We start from the raw sequence: 17,943 nt of genomic DNA, 5'->3' as shown, positions 1-17,943 counted from the left end.
AAAGGAAATCAATATTAATTTATGGACGATTTAACCCTGCGTTATTACGACGCTGAAATGCGCTACCTGCTGGAAGCGGGTGAAGAGTTTGCCCGCGCTCATCCTGAGCAGGCGGCAATGCTCAATCTCGACAAAGCGGGCGCCCGCGACCCCTTTGTCGAGCGCCTGTTTGAAGGTTTTGCCTTCCTGATGGGCCGCATGCGCGAGAAACTCGATGACGATCTGCCTGAGCTGACCGAAGGCGTGGTCAGTCTGCTGTGGCCACATTATTTACGTACCATTCCCTCGATGTCGGTCGTGGAATTCACCCCCGACTGGCCGGAAATGAAAGAGCCGATGACGATGGCTAAAGGCTTTGAAGTGCTTTCCCGGCCGATCGGTGAAAAGGGCACGCGCTGCCGGTACACCATCACCAAAGCGATCGCTCTGCAGCCGTTATCCCTTGAGCGTGTCCAGCTGGCCACTGATACGGATGGCCGGTCGGTGATCACGCTGCGCTTTAACTGCAGCCAGCTGACGGACTGGAGCCGGGTCGATCTCAGCCATATCCCGCTCTACTGCAACGCCGATGCGCCGCTGGCCTGCGCCATGCACGAGGCCTTTACCCTCAATGTGGCCCGGATGTGGCTGCGCATGCCCGATGAGGTGGACAGAAGGCCGCTGGACGGGTATTTCAGCGCGCTGGGATTTGGCGAGGATGACGGCCTCTGGCCTGAAGATGGCCGCAGTTTTCGCGGTTATCAGCTGCTGCTGGAGTATTTTACCTTCCGCGAAAAGTTCATGTTCATCGACCTGCGCGGACTGGAGACAGTGGATTTACCGGCCGGACTGGCGTGGTTTGAAATCGACGTCGTGCTGGCGGAACGCTGGGAACATGACTTCCGCTTCAGCGAAAAGCAGCTGCGCCTGCACTGCGTGCCAGTGATCAACCTCTTTCCGCTGGAGTCCGATCCGCTGACCATCAACTCCCTGCAGACCGAATACCCGCTGCGCCCGATGCGCGTGCAGGACGGCCACACCGAAATTTACACCGTCGATTCCGTGATCTCCTCGCACCAGCAGGTTTACACGCCGTTCTCAAGTTTTCGCCACAAAGGCGGCATGATGCGTCATGACGCGGCGGAATATTACTATCATACCCGGGTGCGCCGTGGCCCCTCCGGGCTGTACAACACCTGGCTTATCGTCGGCGGAGAAGCCTTTGATAATCATACCGTACCGGAAGATGAAAGCCTGTCGCTGACCCTCACCGGAACTAACGGCCAGCTGCCGCGTCGCGCGCTGCAGAGCACCGTGCTTGATACGGTGATGAAAACCACTTCGGCCAGCGTCGCGGTGCGTAACCTCTGCGCACCAACGCTGCCGTGCTATCCCCCCGCCCAGGATCGTTTTCACTGGCGGGTGCTGAGCCATCTGGGCAGCAGTTTTCTTTCCCTGATGGACAACGCTGAAGTCCTGCGCGGCACCCTGGCGCTGTATGAATGGACCGACAGCGAGATGAATCGTCGGCGTCTGGAAGCCATCCTCGACGTGAAGCACCGCGCAACAGAGCGCTTTGCGCGGGGCCATCTGGTGCGCGGCGTGCAGATCGAAGTCACCCTCGACAGTCACGGCTTTGCCGGACGAGGCGACATATGCCTGTTTGGCGAGATGCTTAGCCGCTTCTTTGCGCTCTACACCGACATCTACTTGTTCAACCGCCTGATTATCATTCTGCAACCAACCGGAGAACGACTGGAATGGGAAGAGAAGCACAGCCGACGCATTCCCGGCTGACCCCGCGGCTGGAGGCCGATCTGCCGCGGATCAATTTTTACCGATTCTGCCAGCTTCTGGAAAAACGGCGTCCCGGCCAACAGCTGATGGGGGCGACCAGCCATCCGGCTGACGATCCGGTGCGTTTTTACCCGCATCCGGGGATGGGATTCCCGGCCAGCGAACTCAGAGCCGTGGAATACGATGAGGCCGATGACTGCGGGCCGCCGGTCATTCGCACCACCTTTATGGGGTTGTACGGTGTCGATTCGCCGCTCCCGACGGCATATCTCGATGATATCGCCCAGCGCAGGGAAGGGCATGAAGCGCTGCAGGGCTTACTGGATATCTTCAGCCACCGGATCATGACGCAGTTTTACCGCATCTGGCGGAAATACTCCTGGGCCGCCACCTTTGAGCCTGGCGGCACCGATCGTCTCTCGCAGTCGCTGCTGGGCCTGGCGGGGTTGGGCATCCCCGGCACGACGCAACATATCGCCTCGCCGGCGTCGCGCTTTCTGGCGCTAACTGGCGTGCTGCGTCAGCCTGGCAAAACCCAGCAGGGGATCCAGGCGCTGGTCACCCTGCTGGCCCCGGAGACCACCGTCAGGGTGAGCCCGTATAGCCTGCGTCCGGTGGCGATCAGCCAGCCGCTGGGGTTTTACGGCGATGATGACTTCTTACTGGACGGCAATACGCCGCTGGGTGACGAAGCGACGGACGCCAGCAGCCAGCTCCTCGTCGCCCTTACCACCGACAATCCCGCGGAGGCGCAGGGCTGGAAGCCTGACGGCCCGCTGTTTCGGGACTTTCTCATCCTGCTGCGGGTATACCTCGGCTGGCGATTCCGGGCCAACATCACCCTGACCGCGCCGACCCGACTGCTGGCTGTCCCACCGCTGGGGGACGAGCCGTTCTGGCTCGGTATGAACGGCGTGCTGGGTGTGGGGGAGGGCGAGAGTCAGGACGATATTCCTCAGACCTTTACCACCGAGCTGGGTACCTATACGGGCCTGCAGCCTGCCACCTTTCTACAAGGAAACCGACGTGTTACGTACAAGTTTGACTAAAACAGCCTGCCTGCTGCCCTTGCTTGCACTTTGTCTGAGCGGGTGCGGGCTCACTCAGCGCGTCTCGGAGGGGACCAAAACTGCCTTCAACGCCGTTTTTTATAAGCAAATTAATACGCTGCATCTGGACTTTACCGCGCGTGAAGCGCTCAACACCGATGCCAGAGAGAATCACTCGCTCTCTGAACCGGTGGTGGTGCGCATCTATCAGCTTAAAGATCGCCAGACCTTTGACCGGCTGGTTTATCAGCAGCTGCTGGAGGAGGGGGATATTCTGCTCGCCGCCGATCTCCTCGCCAGTCGCGATGTGGTGATCAGTCCCGGAGGGGGTGCCAGTCTGAATATGCCGCTGGAAGCGGAGGCGACGTTCGTGGCGGTTGTCGGCCTGTTCCGCCATCCGGACACAGACAGGAATACCTGGAAGCAGGTGCTGGCGCGTGAGGAATTGGATCCGGACAAGCCGCGCATTTTGACCGCCGAACACAACCAGCTACGGCTCAGGCCTGAAGCGGCGAAGTAACGTCGAAAACAAACATTTGTGGCGGGGCCATCGCGCCAGTTCGCCCTCAATCTTCGTAACCAGCGAACGGGCGATAACCATCTTCACCACAGCACAGGGAGATAACGTGACAGCGAGGGAACGTTTTTTTAAGAAACTGCAGCAACAGCAAAATCCGCAGCGGACAGCGGCCCTCGACGGGTCGGCCGCCGCGGATATCGCCAGGTTTCGCCAGCAAATGGCGGCGCTGGCTCAGCAGATAAGTCAGTGGTTTGATGGAACCGGTATCGAGGTGGTGATGTCGACCCGCCATCTCCACGACCTGAGCACTCTTGGCTACAGCCTCAACAGCGGCATCTGCCGCTACGATATCCCGACCATCCGCCTGCAAAACGGCGAACGTAGCGTCAATATCGTGCCACAGCAGCTGTTGGATGGCGTGGAAAAGGGGATCGTGACGCTGAGTCTCGAGACACCCGGCGGCGCGGGATCCCGGGAGATGTTTTATCTGAGCCTGGCCCCGGAGGATGGCTGGATGATCCGCAAGGCGCACCAGTCCCCGGAAGTGCGGCTGATGCTTACCGAAGATCGCTTTTTTATGGCGGTCGACAGTCTGGCCTGATGATCCCTGACAGGCCATGACATCACCGCGGCGGCGGTGCAAAGCGCGCGCCGCCGCCCTGGAGTATCAGGCGCCAAACGCGCCGTCGATGGTGTGCATGGCGCCAGTGACAAACGACGCCTCCGGACCGGCCAGCCACGCCACCATTCCCGCCACCTCTTCCGGGCGGCCATGACGCTTAATGGCCATAAAGCTGTGCATCAGCTCCTTCATCGGGCCGTTCTCCGGGTTGGCGTCGGTATCAACAGGGCCGGGCTGGACGACGTTGACCGTGATGCCGCGCGGGCCAAAATCCCGCGCCAGGCCGCGCGCCAGCCCCTGCAGGGCCGATTTACTGACCGCATAGGCCGCCATCCCAGGCACCGGCATGCGATCGCCATTGACTGAACCGATGACAATAATGCGTCCGCCTTCCGGCATCCGGCGCGCCGCTTCCACGGAGGCATGGTAGGGGGCATGAATATTGATGCGGAACAGGCGATCGATGGCATCGCTGTCCTGCTCGAGAGCGTCACCGAAAATCGCGATCCCGGCATTGACCACTAACACGTCCAGCGGGCCGCTGTCGCGGACCAGGCTTATCACCGCATCGCGATCGGCGCTGTCCGCTTGCACCGCCGTGCTGCCGGTCTCCGCCGCCAGCCGCTCGGCCGCTTCCGGCGAACCGGAATAGCTAAACACCACCGATGCGCCATCGGCGACAAAACGCCTGACGATCGCCGCGCCAATTCCCCGACTCCCGCCTAAAACCAGCACTGATTTGTTGTGAAATGCTGTCATATCCCGTACCTCATGATATTGTAGTGATGATTACAATATGCTGCGGCAAAACAGGCTGTCAAGGATTAATATAGTGACCACTACAAAACAAGGGCGTACTCCGGGACGTCCTCGCCAGTTTGATGCGGAACAGGCCATTGAAACGGCGCAACGCCTCTTTCACGCGCGAGGCTACGACGCGGTGAGCGTGGCCGATCTGACCCAGGCTTTCGGTATCAATCCCCCGAGTTTTTATGCCGCTTTCGGCAGCAAGCTCGGGCTGTATACCCGCGTCCTGCAGCGCTACAGCCAGACCGGGGCCATTCCCATCGACGCCCTGCTGCGAGACGACCAGCCGGTGGCGGCGTCGCTCATCGCCGTGCTGCAGGAGGCGGCTCGCCGCTATGTGGCCGATCCGGCCGCCGCCGGCTGTCTGGTGCTGGAGGGGGGGCATTGTCAGGATGCCGACGCCCGGGTGGCGGCAGGCGAATGGCATGCTGCGGCAAGAGCCAAAATCCAGCAGTATATCGCCCGCCATCACCCGCAGGACGCGCTGCGGGTGACTGACTATATGGATACACTGATGCTTGGCCTGTCGGCGAAAGCGCGGGAAGGGGATAGCCTGCCGCGTCTTCTGGAGACCGTGCGGCTGGCAGGCCTGGCGCTGGAGCGCATCCTGCCAGCCTGAGTCGTCAGATGGTTTGTCCGCCCGACACCTCGATCCGCTGGGCGGTCACCCAGCGGTTATCGTCGCGCAGCAGGCTGGCGATCATCGGCCCAATATCCTCAGGAACGCCCACCCGTCCCAGCGCCGTCATGGCGGCAAACTGCGCGTTAACCCCTGCGTCGTCCCGCACCAGCCCACCGCCAAAATCGGTGGCGATAGCGCCGGGGGCGATGGTATTGACGGTGATGCCGCGCCCGCCCAGCTCGCGGGCCATATACACGCTCAGCATCTCCACAGCCGCTTTGGCCGCGGCGTAGGCGGAGAAGCCAGGATAGGAGACGCGGGTCAGCCCGGAAGAAAAGTTAACGATCCGTCCGCCGTCCGCCAGCAGCGGCAGCAGGGTTTGTACGAGGAAAAATACCCCCTTAACGTGGACGTTAAACAGCCCGTCGAACTGCGCTTCGCGCGTTTCGGCCAGCGAGGCAAATTCGCCGTGTCCGGCGTTATTGATCAGATGGTCGAAGGTGACCCGCCCCCAGACGCTGGCCAGCGCAGCGCTCAGGCTGTCGGCGAAGGCCGGGAAGCTGGCGGTTTGCGCCATATCCAGCGGCAGGGCGATGGCCTTGCGACCCAGGGCGCGGATGTCCGCGACCACCCCTTCCGCCTGTTCGAGATTGCCACGGCAGGTGACGATGATATCCCCACCCTGGCGGGCGATATCCAGTGCGGTCTGACGGCCAAGGCCGCGGTTGGCGCCGGTAATAAGTGCAATCTTAGTCATGTTCGGTCCTCTCTGGTATGTTGAGGCTCTACAATAGGGGCCGCGCGTCAGGTCGGGTTGCCCAATCCTTGTTATTTTTTGCCCATTTCTCTCCATTCACTCCCTTTCCCCGGGAAATAGCGCATACTCAGGCTTTAAAACTTGCCTGAAAGGATCTTATGCGCGACGCCCTGTTTGATCTCTGCCGCCGGTTTGCCGATGCTCATGTCGATAGCAGCGGGGTGGCGGTTACCCCGGTTCCCGGCATCACCTTGGTGCGGGCCCTCCATCCTGGCGATTTACAGGCGGCTATCGCCAGGCCGCTGGTGGCCATGCTGCTCCAGGGGCGTAAGAGCGTGACCACCGGTCTGGCGAGCTTTGACTATGGCCCGGGCGAGGCGATGGTGATTGCCGCGGATGTCCCCACCACCAGCCAGATCACCGAGGCCAGTCAGCGTTTTCCCTATTACGCGCTGGTGCTGGAGCTGGACCTGGCTATCCTGCGCGAGCTGCAGGAGGCCGGGCCGTCAGGGCCGGATGAGGCGCCCCGTGTCGGTATCGAACCGATGAATGCCGATGTGACAGACGCCGCTTACCGGCTGGCAAGGCTGTTTGATCAACCGGGGGCGCTGGCGGTGCTGGGGGAAGGTCTGCGGCGGGAGCTGCATTACTGGCTGTTGCAGAGTGTCCATGGACCGGCCATTCGGGCGCTGGGCGCCGTAGACAGCCATTCGGCGCGGATCCGCCGGGCGGTGGCGATGCTGCGCCGGGATTTTATGCAGCCCGTCAGCGTCGACGCGCTGGCCGATGCCGCCGGGATGAGCGTCTCTGTATTTCACCGTCATTTCCGCGCCATGACCACGCTGTCGCCGCTGCAGTTTCAGAAGCAGTTGCGCCTGATCCACGCCCGCCGCCTGATGCTGGCGGAAGGGATGAGCATTGCGCAGGCTGCCGGGGAGGTGGGCTATATCAGCGTGTCGCAGTTTACCCGGGAATACGCTCGCCTGTACGGCGCGCCGCCAGGCCGCGATCGTCGGCGGGAAAAAATGAGCGCCTGACCTGGTGCGCGGGCAAGCGACAGCGGTAGCTCGTCCCTGAGCCTGGCGCCGGTGGTTTAGTCCGTGATTTTCGCCGTGATATGCACTTTGTTGCCCATTCGCGCTTCAGTAATGCGATAGGCGGTCGCACCCTCGCGGGCGGCCTGCTGGCGGATTTTGCTCTCCGCATGGTCCAGGGTATCGCCGGTGGCGGTGATGGTCCTGGCATTTGCCGCCAGCGGCAGCAGACAACTCAATACGATCAGTGGAATCAACTTTTTCATCTTCATTCTGTCCTGTGGGAGAAAATCAGCGCGCGGCCTGCAGCCAGCCGGCAACGTTCTGGGTCGGCAGATGATGCCGGGCATTCCAGGTATCCTCCATCGGCCACCACATGCCGTCGCCCCGGGCGAAGGCGGCGCGATAGCGCAGCATGGTGTTCTCCGGGTCCGCCCGCAGTTGCTCCAGCAGGGCGGGCAGGGTATGGACAGCTTTGCTGAACGTTTGCTGCGTCACGCGCTCTACGGTGTCTGCCAGCTGGCGGTAAGAGATCGTCTCGCCGGCAACAAACACCACTTCGTTGGCAATCCGCGGCTGATGCAGATAAATCGCCGTGGTCAGGCGGCCAATATCCGCCGGCGAAGTGACGGTCACCTGGGTATCCCAGCTGCCAAGAGCGTGAAGGGTTCGGTTGGATAAATTCACCACATCGAAGTCTGGCTCGAAGAGAAAGCTGGTAAACATCCCGGTGGAGACAATGACCCATTCCGTGGCCTGCTGCGCGCGCAGCAGGGTCCGGACATCGTACTGCTCGTCCCAGACCGGCTGGCCGCTGCCTTTGCCGACCACATCGTAATTGACGCCAAACTGCCAGGGAAAATAGCGGGGTACCCCGGCCGCCAGCACCGCGCGGGTAATTTTCAGCTGTGTCCCCGGACCGGCGACAAACCCCATGCAGTTAATCACGGTGGTGAATCCGCGAAACTGACCGGCCAGTGTCTCCATAGCGCTACCGGCGATGTCGACGGCGAGAAAAGTGGCCCCGGCGTCGGCCAGCGCCTGATGGCTTGCCGATCGCAGCTGGCCGGTTTCATCCCAGGCCGCCGGCGAGACGATAACCGATACCGTGCCCTGGCGCTGGATCACCGCAGGCACCAGCGCATCGAGAACGGCGGTGCCCAGTTGTCCCGCTCCCAGCACCAATACCTTTTCCTCATGATTAAGATTATCAGTTTTCATTTTGACTCCTTGCTCAGTTAAGCCTTGTATTGACTGGATACAGGCTCAGTGTAGGGGGGCGGGCATCATTCGATAAGAACAGGATTTCGGGTTAGACTGTTCGTGATAATGGGATAATAATTGCCGGGGGAGAACGAAATGGACAGACTGGATGCCATGCAGTTGTATGTTGCTGTTGTGGATGCCCACAGCTTTGCCCGTGCGGCGGAGGTGCTCGGGCAGCCGCGCTCCACGGTGTCGCGGGTAGTGAAGGAGCTGGAAGCCTGGCTTGGGGCGCAGCTTCTTCAGCGCACCACCCGCAAGCTCAGCGTGACGGCGGAGGGGCGCCGGTACTACGAGGAGTGTAAAAGGCTACTGGCCGAGATGGCGGCGATGGAAGCCTCCTTTCCCGGGCGCTCGGCTCAGCCCGCCGGGCGGTTCAAGGTGGGGATGCCGCAATCCCTTGCCCGCCACTGCATTCTGCCAAGGATCGGCGAGTTTTTGCAGCAGTATCCCGACCTGGAGCTGATCCTCTGCTCAAGCGACAACGTGGAAGATATTATCCAGGAGGGGTATGACTGCGTGATCCGTACCGGGCGGATCGAAGATTCCACCACCCTGGTGGCGCGTCCTCTGGCCCGCTACCGCTGGATGGTCCTCGCCGCGCCAGCCTGGCTCGCGGCCCACGGCCGGCCGCAGGGCATCGACGATCTGCACCACCACCGGGCAGTGGGCTACCTGAACCACCGTACCGGGCGGACCATCGACTGGCTTTTCTCCCTCGATGACGGCGACTGCGCGATCCGTATGCAGGAGACGCTGGTGGTCGACGATACCGATGCCTATATCCAGGCCGGCGTTCAGGGGCTGGGCCTGATCCGCGTCGCCAGCTATCTGGCGCAACCTTATCTGCAGAGCGGCGCGCTGGTCGCCTGTATTGAGCAGGCCGCTTCTGATCTTCCCTTGTCGCTGGTCTATCCGCAAAACCGCTATCTGCCGCCGGCGGTGCGCGCGTTTTATGACTGGAGCAGGCGCGTTCTGCAACCCCCGCTCAGCGAGGCCTGATGCCGGGCATCGGCCCGGTTATTGGCCGCGCATGGCCTGTTTTAACTTCGTCACCAGCCAGTTCAGCGCCGGATCCTGCGCCCGGCGTTTGTGCCGCAAAATGCACAGCGTAAATTCCGGGTAGGCTACCGGCGGGGCGTCTGCACGCAACGCGTACTGCGCCTGCCAGCGCTGCGCCAGCCCCTGCGGGACGGTGGCGAACAGCGGCAGGGTGGTCAGCAGCAGGGGAAAGGTGGAGAAATTCTGCGTGGCAAAGCGCACGCGCCGCGCGAGCCCCTGGCTGGCGAGCTGGCGGTCTATTTCCCCGTGGCCGGTTTCACGATAGGCCACCATCACGTGTTCCCAGGCGACAAAGTCGCTCACCGACAGCGGCCCGCGACAGGGGATCTGCTGCGGCGACCACAGGGTGGTGACTCCCATGGTCATCACCGGCTCGCTGACCACCTCCCCGCGGCTCTGTTTGTTGAGGGACACCGCGACATCAATGCGCTCCTCCTCCAGCAGCTGGCGAACCTGGAAGGGGTCGGCGGCTATCGACTGCAGTGAGACCCCGGGCGCTTCCTGCATCATCCCGGGTAACAGCGGGGGCATCAGCCAGTGTTCGCTCCAGTCGCTGAGGCCGATGCGAAAAAGCTGCTGCGCGCGCGCCGGGACGAACTCCCCGGCGCCAAACATCGCCGAATGCAGGTTTTCCATCAGCGGCTGCAGGTCGGTCATCAGCGCTTGCGCCCGCGGCGTTGGCAGCATGCCTCTGGCGCTGCGCACGAACAGCGGATCGTCAAACATCTCGCGCAGGCGTTTCAGCGCCCCGCTGATAGCCGGCTGGCCAAGATGCAGCACCTCTGCGGTGCGGGTGACGCTCCCTTCGCGGTACAGCACCATCAAGACCGTCAACAGATTCAGATCGATACGACTAAAATCATTTTCAATGATTTTCTTCATTATGATAATCAATTTGAATGTGGGTTATCCCGGCAGCATAGTGAATCTCACCCCGATAAATCAACCAGCGCAATGCGCGCGGAGGGTGTGATGCAAACTTACCAGACAGGCGATAGCCTGATTTTCAAAGTGCCGGAGCGTGAGATGACCCTGCAGCCAGCGGCGCTCTATCCACAGGCGTTCCCGGTAGCGGAGGCGGACAACGTTATTCAGTCGATTGCGCTGTCGATCCACAGCTGGGTGGTGCAGACCCCCCACGATCTGATTGTTATCGATACCGCCACTGGCAACGGTCGGGAGCGCGGCGGCAATCCGCTCTATCATCAACTTAACACGCCGTATCTGGAGAATCTCCGCGCCGCGGGAGTGAACCCGGAGGACGTGACCCTGGTGCTACTGACCCACCTGCATACCGACCATGTCGGATGGAATACCGTCTGGCAGGATGATCGCTGGGTGCCGCTGTTTCCCAACGCCCGCTACCTGTGCTCGGCAAAAGAGCTGACGCGGGTGAAAAACAGCGAACGCTACCGGGCGCTGTGGCTCGACAGCCTGCTGCCGGTGATCGAGGCCGGCCAGCTGGAAACCGTCGATGTGGCGGCCCGGCCGCGAGTCGGCGGGCGGATCGCCTTTGTGCCCACCCCCGGCCACAGTCCGGACCATGCCGCGTTGATCCTCGCCGCCGGAGATGATTACGCCTGTTTCTCCGGCGATCTCCTTCATTCTCCGCTCCAGTTTGCCCATCCGCAGTGGAACTCAGCGTTCTGCGGCGATCCCCGGCAGGCGGAAGCCTCCCGACGGGAGATGATGGCGTGGGGAGCCAGCCATCATGCTCAATGGTTCACCGGGCATTTTGCCGGGCCTTCCTGCGGCTGGCTGGAGGAGGTTAAGCAAGGTGACTATCGCTGGCGAGAGGCCGGGCAACAAGCTGCAGATAAGGGGAAACAGTGATGAATAATGCGCAAAGCGTGTTGGTTTTTGGCGCCACCGGTCAGCAGGGCGGCTCGGTTGCGCGGGCGCTGCTGCACCGCGGCTGGCGGGTTCGGGCGCTGGTCAGGGATCCTTTCTCCGCCGGGGCCGTCGCGCTGGCGGCACGGGGAGCCGAGCTGGTGGTGGGTACCTTTGAAGACCGGGCGGCAATGCGATCGGCAATGGCCGGGGTCGACGGCGTCTTCAGCGTCCAGCCCAGTTCGCCGGGAGGGACGGTGACCGATGAGCAGGAGGTACGCTACGGGATAACCATCGCCGATCTCGCCGTCGAGTGCGGGGTGAAGCATCTGGTGTACAGCTCCGGCAGCGCGGCAGGGGAGACGCCCACCGGCGTAGCGCATTATGACACCAAAGCGGAAATTGAACGGCATATCCGCCGCCTGCCGCTGGTGGCGACCATCGTGCGGCCCGCCACCTTTATGGAGCTGCTGGTGATGCCCGGTTTTGGCCTTGATGAAGGTCATTTTCACTTTTTTATGCTGCCGGAGGGGAGGATGCAGGTGCTGGCGGTGGAGGATATTGGCCATCTTGTCGCGGCGGTTTTTGCCGCGCCAGCGCGGTTTGCCGGCAAGACGTTTGAGATCGCCAGCGACAGCGTGACCGGCCGTCAGCTGGAGGGGTTATTCTCCGCGGCGGCGGGACGGCCGATCCCCTATTCGCGATTTTCCGATGAGGTGCTGGCCGCCAGCCCTTTTCTGCACAAGCTGACCGGGCTGGTGGACGACGGGCGGCTGGCCGGGCACGCCGACCTCGACGCCATGCGCCAGCTGCACCCGCAGCTGCACACCTTCGCCGGCTGGCTGTCCGGCCCCGGCCGTCCCGCTTTCGAGCAGGCACTGACCAGCGGGGCCAACTGGGCGTTTAATCGTTAAAGGCAGGCGTACCGGTCACTCTCCAGGCGTGTGCTGTCTCGCCGGTGGCTGGCCGCCGCTAGCCGGCAGTCAGGATCGCGTCGGCCAGCACCGCTAAAATCCGCTCTGCGCGTGGGGCATGGGAGGGCTGCTCCCGCAGCCAGGCAAGCGCGGCAATCAGATCGAACAGTTCGTCTCCGCTGAGATCTGGCCGTGCCTGGCCGGCCTGCTGCGCGCGGGTCAGCAGCGACGTACCGGCGGCGCGCAGGGCAACGCAGGCGCTGTGCAGGGCGGACTCAGGATCGTCGATGGCGCTCATCAGCGGAGCGATGATCCCGCGATGCTGATGGGTAAACGCCACGCTCTCGGCCAGCCACTCCAGCAGCGCCGCGGCAGGATCGGCGGCGAGCAGAAGCGACTCAGCCCGGGCGGTTAGCGCCGCAAAGCGGCTGCGAAGCAGGGCTTCCAGCAGGCTGTCGCGGTTGGGAAAGTGGCGGTAAAGGGTTCCCATTCCGACGCCCGCCCGGCGGGCGATATCGCGCAGCGAGGCCTCGGCGCCTTGCTCCACAAAGACGTCCCGGGCCACGTCGATTAACAGATCATAGTTTTTTCTGGCATCAGCTCTCATTGGCGTTCCTTGACAAGCGGAGCACCGCTCCATATATTCGGAACGGTGCTCCGTTAAATATAACGCATTTCCATATGAGGAGAAAGCGATGTCGACGCAGATGATGAAGGCCGTTCAACAGCACGCCTTTGGCGGGCCGGAAGTCCTGAACTATGAGGATGCGCCACTGCCGGTGCTGCAGGCCGGCGAGGTGCTGGTGCAGGTGCACGCGGTGGGCGTAAACCCACCGGACAGCTATCTGCGCGATGGCTATCAACAGCTGCCCCCGGAGTGGCGGCCCGAGGTCCGCTTTCCCTTGATCCTCGGGACCGATCTCTCCGGGGTGGTGGTGGCGCGGGCGGATGACGTCCGGGAGGTGGCGGTTGGCGACGAAGTGTACGCCATGGCGCGTTTTCCCGAAGGGGCAGCAGGGGGCAGCCGCGCTTACGCCGAGTACGTTAGCGTGCCGGTCAGCGACCTGGCCCGCAAACCCCTAACCCTGAGCCATCAGCAGGCCGCCGCGGTGCCGATGTCACTCCTCACCGCCTGGCAGTTCATGATCGAGCCCGGGCATGAGGTGGCGAATCCGCTGCAGCCGGGGCCGCATCGGCCGGTGCCGCTGGCAGGTAAACGCGTCCTGGTCAACGGCGCGGCGGGCGGCGTTGGTCATTTCGCCGTACAGCTGGCGAAGTGGCAGGGCGCCCAAGTGATTGCCGTCGCCGCGGGCCGCCATGAAGCTTTTTTGCGTCAGCTCGGCGCCGATGCTTTTATCGACTATACGACCACTGCCGTTGAGGAGGCGGTGCGTGACCTGGATCTGGTCATCGATGCGCCGGGCGGGCCGGCCAGCGGCCGTTTTCTGCGTACCCTGCGGCCCGGCGGCGCGCTGTACCCGGTCTTTCCGCTCGGCTTTGCCGGGGCGGAAGAGGCACGACAGCGCGGAGTGACGGTCTCGACCACCCAGGTGCGCTCCAGCGGCGCGCAGCTCGCCCGGCTTGCCGACCTGCTGGACGCCGGAGTCATCCGGGTGGCGATTGACAGCGTTTTCCCCCTTGCGCAGGCGCAGATGGCGCATGAGCGAGCGGTGCAAGGTCGTCTGCAGGGTAAAATTGTGCTGTCGGTGATGGACTCGTCAGCGGAGTAACCCCGGCGGCGAGAGTTACGTGTTTTCACTTCTCCCGGCGGCGGACTAAAACAGCGCCAGCCGGGCGAGACGGTCCAGCGCATTGCTCAGCGCGTCGTCGCCTGCCGTGAGGCTGATGCGAATAAACCCTTCACCCCCTTCGCCAAAACCAGTGCCCGGCGCCACCAGAATATGCGCTTCCTGCAGCAGCAGGCGGGCAAACTCCTGCGAACGGTAGCCGGGCGGCACGCCGAGCCAGAGGAAGAAAGTGCCTTGTGCGGCACGCGCCGGCCAGCGCAGCGCGGCCAGTCGACGCAGAACCCACTCCCGACGTTGATGATAGACCGCCGTCAGCTGCGCAATCCGCTCAGCCGGCAGGTTGAGCGCAGCGATCGCCGCATCCTGAATCGCGCCAAACACCGTGCTGTAGCTATGGGTGTGCAGCTTTTTAAACGCCCGGATAATCGAGGCGTTGCCGACCGCGAAGCCGAAGCGCCAGCCGGCCATATTAAAGGTCTTAGAAAAGGTATAGGTTTCCACTCCCCACGCTTTCGCGTCGGGCTGGGAGAAGAGGCTCAGCGGCGCATCGCTGGCCGCGCTGCCGATGGCCGCATAGGCAAAATCATGGAGGATCGGCACCTGGTGACGACGAGCAAATTGCAGAGCGCTGGCGAACAGCGCCGGCGTGGCGAGGGCGCCGGTTGGATTATGCGGGTAGTTCAGCACCACCAGCCCGGCCTTGTCAGCCACCTCCCGGGGGAGGTCGTTAAAATCCGGCAGGAAATGGTTCTCCGCCCTGAGCGGCAGGCCATAAAACGCGGCCTGGGACTGCAGCGCCGCCGAGCGGTAAATCGGATAGCAGGGATCGGTGGAGATCAGATATTGCCCGGGGCTGAGCAGTGCCCGCGGGATGCCGCCAATGCCGATATGCGAACCCTGAAACACGGCGACTTCGCTGTGCGGATCGAGTTCCACATCATACTGCCGGCGATAGAACTGGGCGATCGCCTCGCGGACCTGTGGTTTGCCCCAGAACGATGGGTAGCCATGGTTTTCACGACGATGAATGGCGCTCTGCAGCGAGTCAATCACTTCCGGCGGAGTGGGTTGATCCGGACTGCCGCTGGAAAGATCGATCAGCGGCAGCGCTTCGGTGTTGACCTCCGCGGCCAGTTTTTCCAGCAGGCTGAACAGATTCTCTTCCAGCGCGTCCACCAGCGGTGAAGCAGTAAAATCAGGCATAACATTCCCAGTTTAAGTCACGAATAATTAGCCATCTTTAAGGGATTTATTACGCCTGGCTAAATAACAAAATACACAAAGGATTCTTGTTTTTAGGATATGTCGATATAGCAAAAGTTAATGAGGAATTAGCAAAAGGAAATCCGGCGTTCTGGCTTACAACCCTCAGTCGGCTGTGATTTAATCGCTCAATATCGTCAACCTTCCAGGAAAATACCTTATGAACAAGTCAGTTGCGCTCGGGATGACCCTCGCCCTGTTGTCGGCCACCTCTTTTTATGCCGCCGCCGAAGACCACCTTATCCGCGTCGGCTTTAACCCCGGGCCGTATAAAGAGCAATTTGAGAAAGGCGTTGCGCCCTATTTATTGAGTAAAGGGTATAAAATCGAATATAAGGATTTCAGCGACGGTATTCAGGTGAATGACGCGGTAGCCCGCGGCGATATCGAAGCGAATATTATGCAACATCCGGTATATCTGAAAGCAATTAATGAGCGGCTGGGGATCGATAACGTGGGCATTGTGCAGGTCCCCACGCCGCCGATGGGGCTGTACGGCGGTAAACTGACCACCCTGGGGACGCCGGCGGCAGGGACCGTCGTGTCGGTACCGAACCAGCCGTCAAACGAATATCGCGCGGTGCTGGTGCTGCAGAGCCTGGGCTGGGTGAAGGTCAAACCGGACAGCGACCCCGCCACCTTTTCGCAGCGCAATATCATTGATAATCCCTACAAAATTGTCCTCAAAGAGATGGATAATGCCCAGCAGGTTCGCGCTCTGCCGGATGTCGACTATGGCCTGATTCAGGGCAATTTCGCCGTCTCCAGCGGTATGTCCCTGACCTCGGCATTAAAGCTGGAGGCAGCCACCAGCCATTTTATTAATGTTGTGACCGTCGCCGGTAAAAATCAGAAGGCGCAGTTTGCCAAAGATATTATCGATGGCTACCACTCTGCCGATTTCAAAAAATATATTCTCAGCCATCCGCAGTATGATGGTTACCTGCTTCCTGATTATTTAAAATGAATAACGCGATGATAGAGTTTCGCCACGTCAGTAAAAGCTTTTCCAGGAAAGGACATCCGGTTCTGGCCCTGCAGGATATTAATCTCAGCATTGAACGAGGCGATATTTTCGGCATTATTGGCTACAGCGGAGCAGGAAAAAGCACCTTATTACGGCTGATTAATCGTCTGGAAACGCCCGGCGAGGGCGAGGTGCTGTTAAACGGCGAGCCGCTACAGGCCTGCAGCGGCCAGCGCCTGCAGGCCATCAAAAAAGATATCGGCATGATCTTTCAGAATTTTAATCTGCTGAATTCAAAAACCGTTTTCCATAACATCGCCATCCCGCTGATTTTACAAGGCCGCGACAAGGCCTTTATCCAGGCGCGGGTGGCGGAACTGCTGGCGTTCGTCGATCTGAGCGACAAAATCCACAGCTACCCTAATGAGCTGTCGGGCGGACAAAAGCAGCGGGTCGGTATTGCCCGGGCGCTGGCCACCAACCCGTCGGTGCTGTTGTGCGATGAAGCCACCTCGGCGCTCGATCCTCACACCACGGTGCAGATCTTACTGCTCTTGCAGGAGATTAATCGCCGCTATGGTATCACTATCGTACTGATCACCCATGAAATGTCGGTGATCCAGAAAATCTGTCACAAAGTGGCGGTGATGCAGGCGGGCCGTATCGTTGAGCAGGGGACGGTTTTCGACCTCTTTGCCCAGCCGCAGCATCCGGTAACGGCCAGTTTCGTGCAGTCGGTGGTGCACGATCGTCTGCCGCAGCGGGTGGCGTCGCTCCTGCAGCGCGATAACGGCGCCCGGGCTTTACGTCTCGAATTTATCGGCGCGACTGCGCAGCAACCGATCATTAACCACCTGATCCGCGAGTATGCTGTCGAGGTGAATATCCTGTTTGCCAGCATGTCTGAAGTTCAGGGCCGGATTCTGGGATTTATGATTGTGCAACTCCTCGGCGAGCCTGACGAAACCGAACGCGCCATCACCCATCTGGCCGATGCAGGAGTGAAAATCACCCATGTTTGATCTTATTGATACCGCCATTACCGGCGATCAGTTTCTGCTGGCGCTGCATGACACGCTGATTATGGTCGCCGTCTCGCTGGGCTTTGGCGCGCTGATCGGCGTACCGTTAGGGATTGTGCTGGTGGTTTGCCGTCCCGGCGGCATCGTGGCCAACCCGGTGGTGCATCAGGCGCTGAATCCGCTGATTAACGTGCTGCGTTCGCTGCCGTTTATCATTTTGCTGATTGTGATCCTGCCCTTTACCCGACTGCTGGTGGGCACCACTATCGGCACCGCGGGGGCCATCGTGCCGCTGATCGTTTTTGTCGCCCCCTACATTGCCCGGCTGGTGGAGAGCTCACTGCTGGAGGTGGATGAGGGGATCCTCGAAGCCGCGGATGCTATGGGCGCGACCCCCCTGCAGACGGTCTGGCACTTTATGCTGCCGGAGGCGGCAGCGTCGCTGATTCTGGCCCTCACCACGGCGACCATCGGCCTGCTTGGCGCGACCGCCATGGCGGGAACGGTGGGCGGCGGCGGAATTGGCGACCTGGCGATCACCTATGGCTATCAGCGCTTCGACGCCTTTGCCACCCTCACCACCGCCCTGGTGCTGATTGTGATTGTCCAGCTCATTCAGACGCTGGGCACCCGCCTGGCTCGCCGACTGCGTCGCGAATAACCGTCGTCCCGCCCCGGGGTAACCGC

General features: G+C 61.4%; 19 protein-coding genes and 1 pseudogene. 13 read left to right on the top strand and 7 right to left on the bottom strand.

Annotation, left to right across the window (positions count from 1 at the left end; genetic code table 11):
- Positions 1-21 precede the first annotated feature (21 nt).
- The 4 genes from tssF (at position 22) to CWM53_RS09855 (ending at position 3,946) form a co-directional block, all read left to right on the top strand.
- Entirely contained in the window at positions 22-1,776 is a 1,755-nt protein-coding gene (gene tssF / locus CWM53_RS09870) for a type VI secretion system baseplate subunit TssF (protein WP_074386052.1), read from the top strand.
- Positions 1,740-2,825 carry a type VI secretion system baseplate subunit TssG gene (gene tssG / locus CWM53_RS09865; RefSeq protein WP_100729828.1) on the top strand — a complete coding sequence of 362 codons (1,086 nt, stop codon included), beginning with the start codon at positions 1,740-1,742 and terminating at the stop codon, positions 2,823-2,825. The genes tssF and tssG overlap by 37 nt, the downstream gene beginning before the upstream one ends.
- On the top strand, positions 2,803-3,345 hold the full coding sequence (tssJ, locus tag CWM53_RS09860; RefSeq protein ID WP_100630888.1) for a type VI secretion system lipoprotein TssJ: 543 nt from the start codon (positions 2,803-2,805) through the stop codon (positions 3,343-3,345). Before tssG ends, tssJ begins: the two co-directional genes overlap by 23 nt.
- 106 nt (positions 3,346-3,451) lie before the next feature.
- Entirely contained in the window at positions 3,452-3,946 is a 495-nt protein-coding gene (locus CWM53_RS09855; protein WP_100675687.1) for a hypothetical protein, read from the top strand.
- A 66-nt stretch (positions 3,947-4,012) separates the two neighbouring features.
- Here the strand turns inward: CWM53_RS09855 and bdcA are convergent, their stop codons facing one another.
- Positions 4,013-4,726, bottom strand: coding sequence for an SDR family oxidoreductase (bdcA, locus tag CWM53_RS09850; RefSeq protein ID WP_008805173.1), 714 nt, complete (start codon positions 4,724-4,726; stop codon positions 4,013-4,015).
- Positions 4,727-4,799: 73 nt separating this feature from the next.
- Here bdcA and CWM53_RS09845 point away from each other — a divergent pair, with 73 nt between their 5' ends.
- The gene (locus CWM53_RS09845) at positions 4,800-5,393 is read left to right on the top strand and encodes a TetR/AcrR family transcriptional regulator (RefSeq protein ID WP_074386048.1); all 594 of its coding nucleotides are present in this window, start codon (positions 4,800-4,802) and stop codon (positions 5,391-5,393) included.
- 4 nt (positions 5,394-5,397) lie between these two features.
- On the opposite strand, the gene CWM53_RS09840 is transcribed toward CWM53_RS09845, so the two are convergent.
- Positions 5,398-6,153 (bottom strand): SDR family NAD(P)-dependent oxidoreductase, encoded by a 756-nt coding sequence (locus CWM53_RS09840; RefSeq protein ID WP_100630886.1) that lies wholly within the window; start codon positions 6,151-6,153, stop codon positions 5,398-5,400.
- A gap of 158 nt (positions 6,154-6,311) precedes the next feature.
- Between CWM53_RS09840 and CWM53_RS09835 the strand changes: the two genes are divergently transcribed.
- On the top strand, positions 6,312-7,190 hold the full coding sequence (locus tag CWM53_RS09835; protein ID WP_004151595.1) for an AraC family transcriptional regulator: 879 nt from the start codon (positions 6,312-6,314) through the stop codon (positions 7,188-7,190).
- 56 nt (positions 7,191-7,246) lie between these two features.
- Here the strand turns inward: CWM53_RS09835 and CWM53_RS09830 are convergent, their stop codons facing one another.
- Entirely contained in the window at positions 7,247-7,453 is a 207-nt protein-coding gene (locus CWM53_RS09830) for a DUF1471 domain-containing protein (protein ID WP_077268394.1), read from the bottom strand.
- Positions 7,454-7,478: 25 nt separating this feature from the next.
- Positions 7,479-8,408, bottom strand: a complete 930-nt coding sequence (locus tag CWM53_RS09825) for an aromatic alcohol reductase (RefSeq protein ID WP_100729829.1) — start codon at positions 8,406-8,408, stop codon at positions 7,479-7,481.
- Between the two features lie 138 nt (positions 8,409-8,546).
- Here CWM53_RS09825 and CWM53_RS09820 point away from each other — a divergent pair, with 138 nt between their 5' ends.
- Entirely contained in the window at positions 8,547-9,452 is a 906-nt protein-coding gene (locus CWM53_RS09820) for a LysR family transcriptional regulator (protein ID WP_100729830.1), read from the top strand.
- 18 nt (positions 9,453-9,470) lie between these two features.
- Here the strand turns inward: CWM53_RS09820 and CWM53_RS09815 are convergent, their stop codons facing one another.
- Positions 9,471-10,394: a LysR family transcriptional regulator gene (locus CWM53_RS09815; protein ID WP_100630882.1), complete on the bottom strand. Its 924-nt coding sequence runs from the start codon at positions 10,392-10,394 to the stop codon at positions 9,471-9,473.
- 87 nt (positions 10,395-10,481) lie between these two features.
- On the opposite strand from CWM53_RS09815, the pseudogene CWM53_RS09810 reads away from it, so the two are divergent.
- Both CWM53_RS09810 and CWM53_RS09805 read left to right on the top strand, forming a co-directional pair.
- Positions 10,482-11,352: pseudogene (locus tag CWM53_RS09810) on the top strand (MBL fold metallo-hydrolase).
- Positions 11,345-12,256: an NmrA/HSCARG family protein gene (locus CWM53_RS09805; RefSeq protein ID WP_100630880.1), complete on the top strand. Its 912-nt coding sequence runs from the start codon at positions 11,345-11,347 to the stop codon at positions 12,254-12,256. Before CWM53_RS09810 ends, CWM53_RS09805 begins: the two are co-directional and overlap by 8 nt.
- 58 nt (positions 12,257-12,314) lie before the next feature.
- Here the strand turns inward: CWM53_RS09805 and CWM53_RS09800 are convergent, their stop codons facing one another.
- A complete protein-coding gene (locus tag CWM53_RS09800; protein WP_049155418.1) occupies positions 12,315-12,863 on the bottom strand; it encodes a TetR/AcrR family transcriptional regulator in 549 nt (182 codons plus the stop codon).
- Positions 12,864-12,951: 88 nt separating this feature from the next.
- Here CWM53_RS09800 and CWM53_RS09795 point away from each other — a divergent pair, with 88 nt between their 5' ends.
- The gene (locus CWM53_RS09795) at positions 12,952-13,986 is read left to right on the top strand and encodes an NADP-dependent oxidoreductase (RefSeq protein WP_100729832.1); all 1,035 of its coding nucleotides are present in this window, start codon (positions 12,952-12,954) and stop codon (positions 13,984-13,986) included.
- Positions 13,987-14,031: 45 nt separating this feature from the next.
- Here the strand turns inward: CWM53_RS09795 and CWM53_RS09790 are convergent, their stop codons facing one another.
- The gene (locus tag CWM53_RS09790; RefSeq protein WP_040968439.1) at positions 14,032-15,207 is read right to left on the bottom strand and encodes an aminotransferase class I/II-fold pyridoxal phosphate-dependent enzyme; all 1,176 of its coding nucleotides are present in this window, start codon (positions 15,205-15,207) and stop codon (positions 14,032-14,034) included.
- Between the two features lie 220 nt (positions 15,208-15,427).
- On the opposite strand from CWM53_RS09790, the gene CWM53_RS09785 reads away from it, so the two are divergent.
- From CWM53_RS09785 to CWM53_RS09775, 3 genes are read left to right on the top strand one after another with little or no spacing between them, the layout of a single operon-like run.
- On the top strand, positions 15,428-16,234 hold the full coding sequence (locus CWM53_RS09785) for a MetQ/NlpA family ABC transporter substrate-binding protein (protein WP_100729833.1): 807 nt from the start codon (positions 15,428-15,430) through the stop codon (positions 16,232-16,234).
- A gap of 8 nt (positions 16,235-16,242) precedes the next feature.
- On the top strand, positions 16,243-17,256 hold the full coding sequence (locus CWM53_RS09780; RefSeq protein WP_100675780.1) for a methionine ABC transporter ATP-binding protein: 1,014 nt from the start codon (positions 16,243-16,245) through the stop codon (positions 17,254-17,256).
- On the top strand, positions 17,249-17,917 hold the full coding sequence (locus tag CWM53_RS09775; protein WP_004892563.1) for a methionine ABC transporter permease: 669 nt from the start codon (positions 17,249-17,251) through the stop codon (positions 17,915-17,917). The genes CWM53_RS09780 and CWM53_RS09775 overlap by 8 nt, the downstream gene beginning before the upstream one ends.
- Positions 17,918-17,943: the final 26 nt, after the last annotated feature.

Origin of the sequence: Klebsiella sp. A-Nf5, assembly GCF_002810545.1 — a bacterium.
Classification (GTDB): Bacteria; Pseudomonadota; Gammaproteobacteria; order Enterobacterales; family Enterobacteriaceae; genus Klebsiella; species Klebsiella variicola.
The sequence above is the reverse complement of the archived record's forward strand: the minus strand, read 5'-3'. Positions and strand labels throughout refer to the sequence as shown.

What these genes read in the sequence shown, in the direction of transcription:
- CWM53_RS09825 (WP_100729829.1), bottom strand. Translation starts at nt 8,408, where the DNA reads ATGAAAACTGATAATCTTAATCATGAGGAAAAGGTATTGGTGCTGGGA.
- CWM53_RS09830 (WP_077268394.1), bottom strand. Translation starts at nt 7,453, where the DNA reads ATGAAAAAGTTGATTCCACTGATCGTATTGAGTTGTCTGCTGCCGCTG.
- CWM53_RS09800 (WP_049155418.1), bottom strand. Translation starts at nt 12,863, where the DNA reads ATGAGAGCTGATGCCAGAAAAAACTATGATCTGTTAATCGACGTGGCC.
- CWM53_RS09780 (WP_100675780.1), top strand. Translation starts at nt 16,243, where the DNA reads ATGATAGAGTTTCGCCACGTCAGTAAAAGCTTTTCCAGGAAAGGACAT.
- CWM53_RS09785 (WP_100729833.1), top strand. Translation starts at nt 15,428, where the DNA reads ATGAACAAGTCAGTTGCGCTCGGGATGACCCTCGCCCTGTTGTCGGCC.
- CWM53_RS09815 (WP_100630882.1), bottom strand. Translation starts at nt 10,394, where the DNA reads ATGAAGAAAATCATTGAAAATGATTTTAGTCGTATCGATCTGAATCTG.
- tssG (WP_100729828.1), top strand. Translation starts at nt 1,740, where the DNA reads ATGGGAAGAGAAGCACAGCCGACGCATTCCCGGCTGACCCCGCGGCTG.
- tssF (WP_074386052.1), top strand. Translation starts at nt 22, where the DNA reads ATGGACGATTTAACCCTGCGTTATTACGACGCTGAAATGCGCTACCTG.
- bdcA (WP_008805173.1), bottom strand. Translation starts at nt 4,726, where the DNA reads ATGACAGCATTTCACAACAAATCAGTGCTGGTTTTAGGCGGGAGTCGG.
- CWM53_RS09840 (WP_100630886.1), bottom strand. Translation starts at nt 6,153, where the DNA reads ATGACTAAGATTGCACTTATTACCGGCGCCAACCGCGGCCTTGGCCGT.
- CWM53_RS09795 (WP_100729832.1), top strand. Translation starts at nt 12,952, where the DNA reads ATGTCGACGCAGATGATGAAGGCCGTTCAACAGCACGCCTTTGGCGGG.
- CWM53_RS09835 (WP_004151595.1), top strand. Translation starts at nt 6,312, where the DNA reads ATGCGCGACGCCCTGTTTGATCTCTGCCGCCGGTTTGCCGATGCTCAT.
- CWM53_RS09790 (WP_040968439.1), bottom strand. Translation starts at nt 15,207, where the DNA reads ATGCCTGATTTTACTGCTTCACCGCTGGTGGACGCGCTGGAAGAGAAT.
- CWM53_RS09775 (WP_004892563.1), top strand. Translation starts at nt 17,249, where the DNA reads ATGTTTGATCTTATTGATACCGCCATTACCGGCGATCAGTTTCTGCTG.
- CWM53_RS09820 (WP_100729830.1), top strand. Translation starts at nt 8,547, where the DNA reads ATGGACAGACTGGATGCCATGCAGTTGTATGTTGCTGTTGTGGATGCC.
- CWM53_RS09805 (WP_100630880.1), top strand. Translation starts at nt 11,345, where the DNA reads ATGAATAATGCGCAAAGCGTGTTGGTTTTTGGCGCCACCGGTCAGCAG.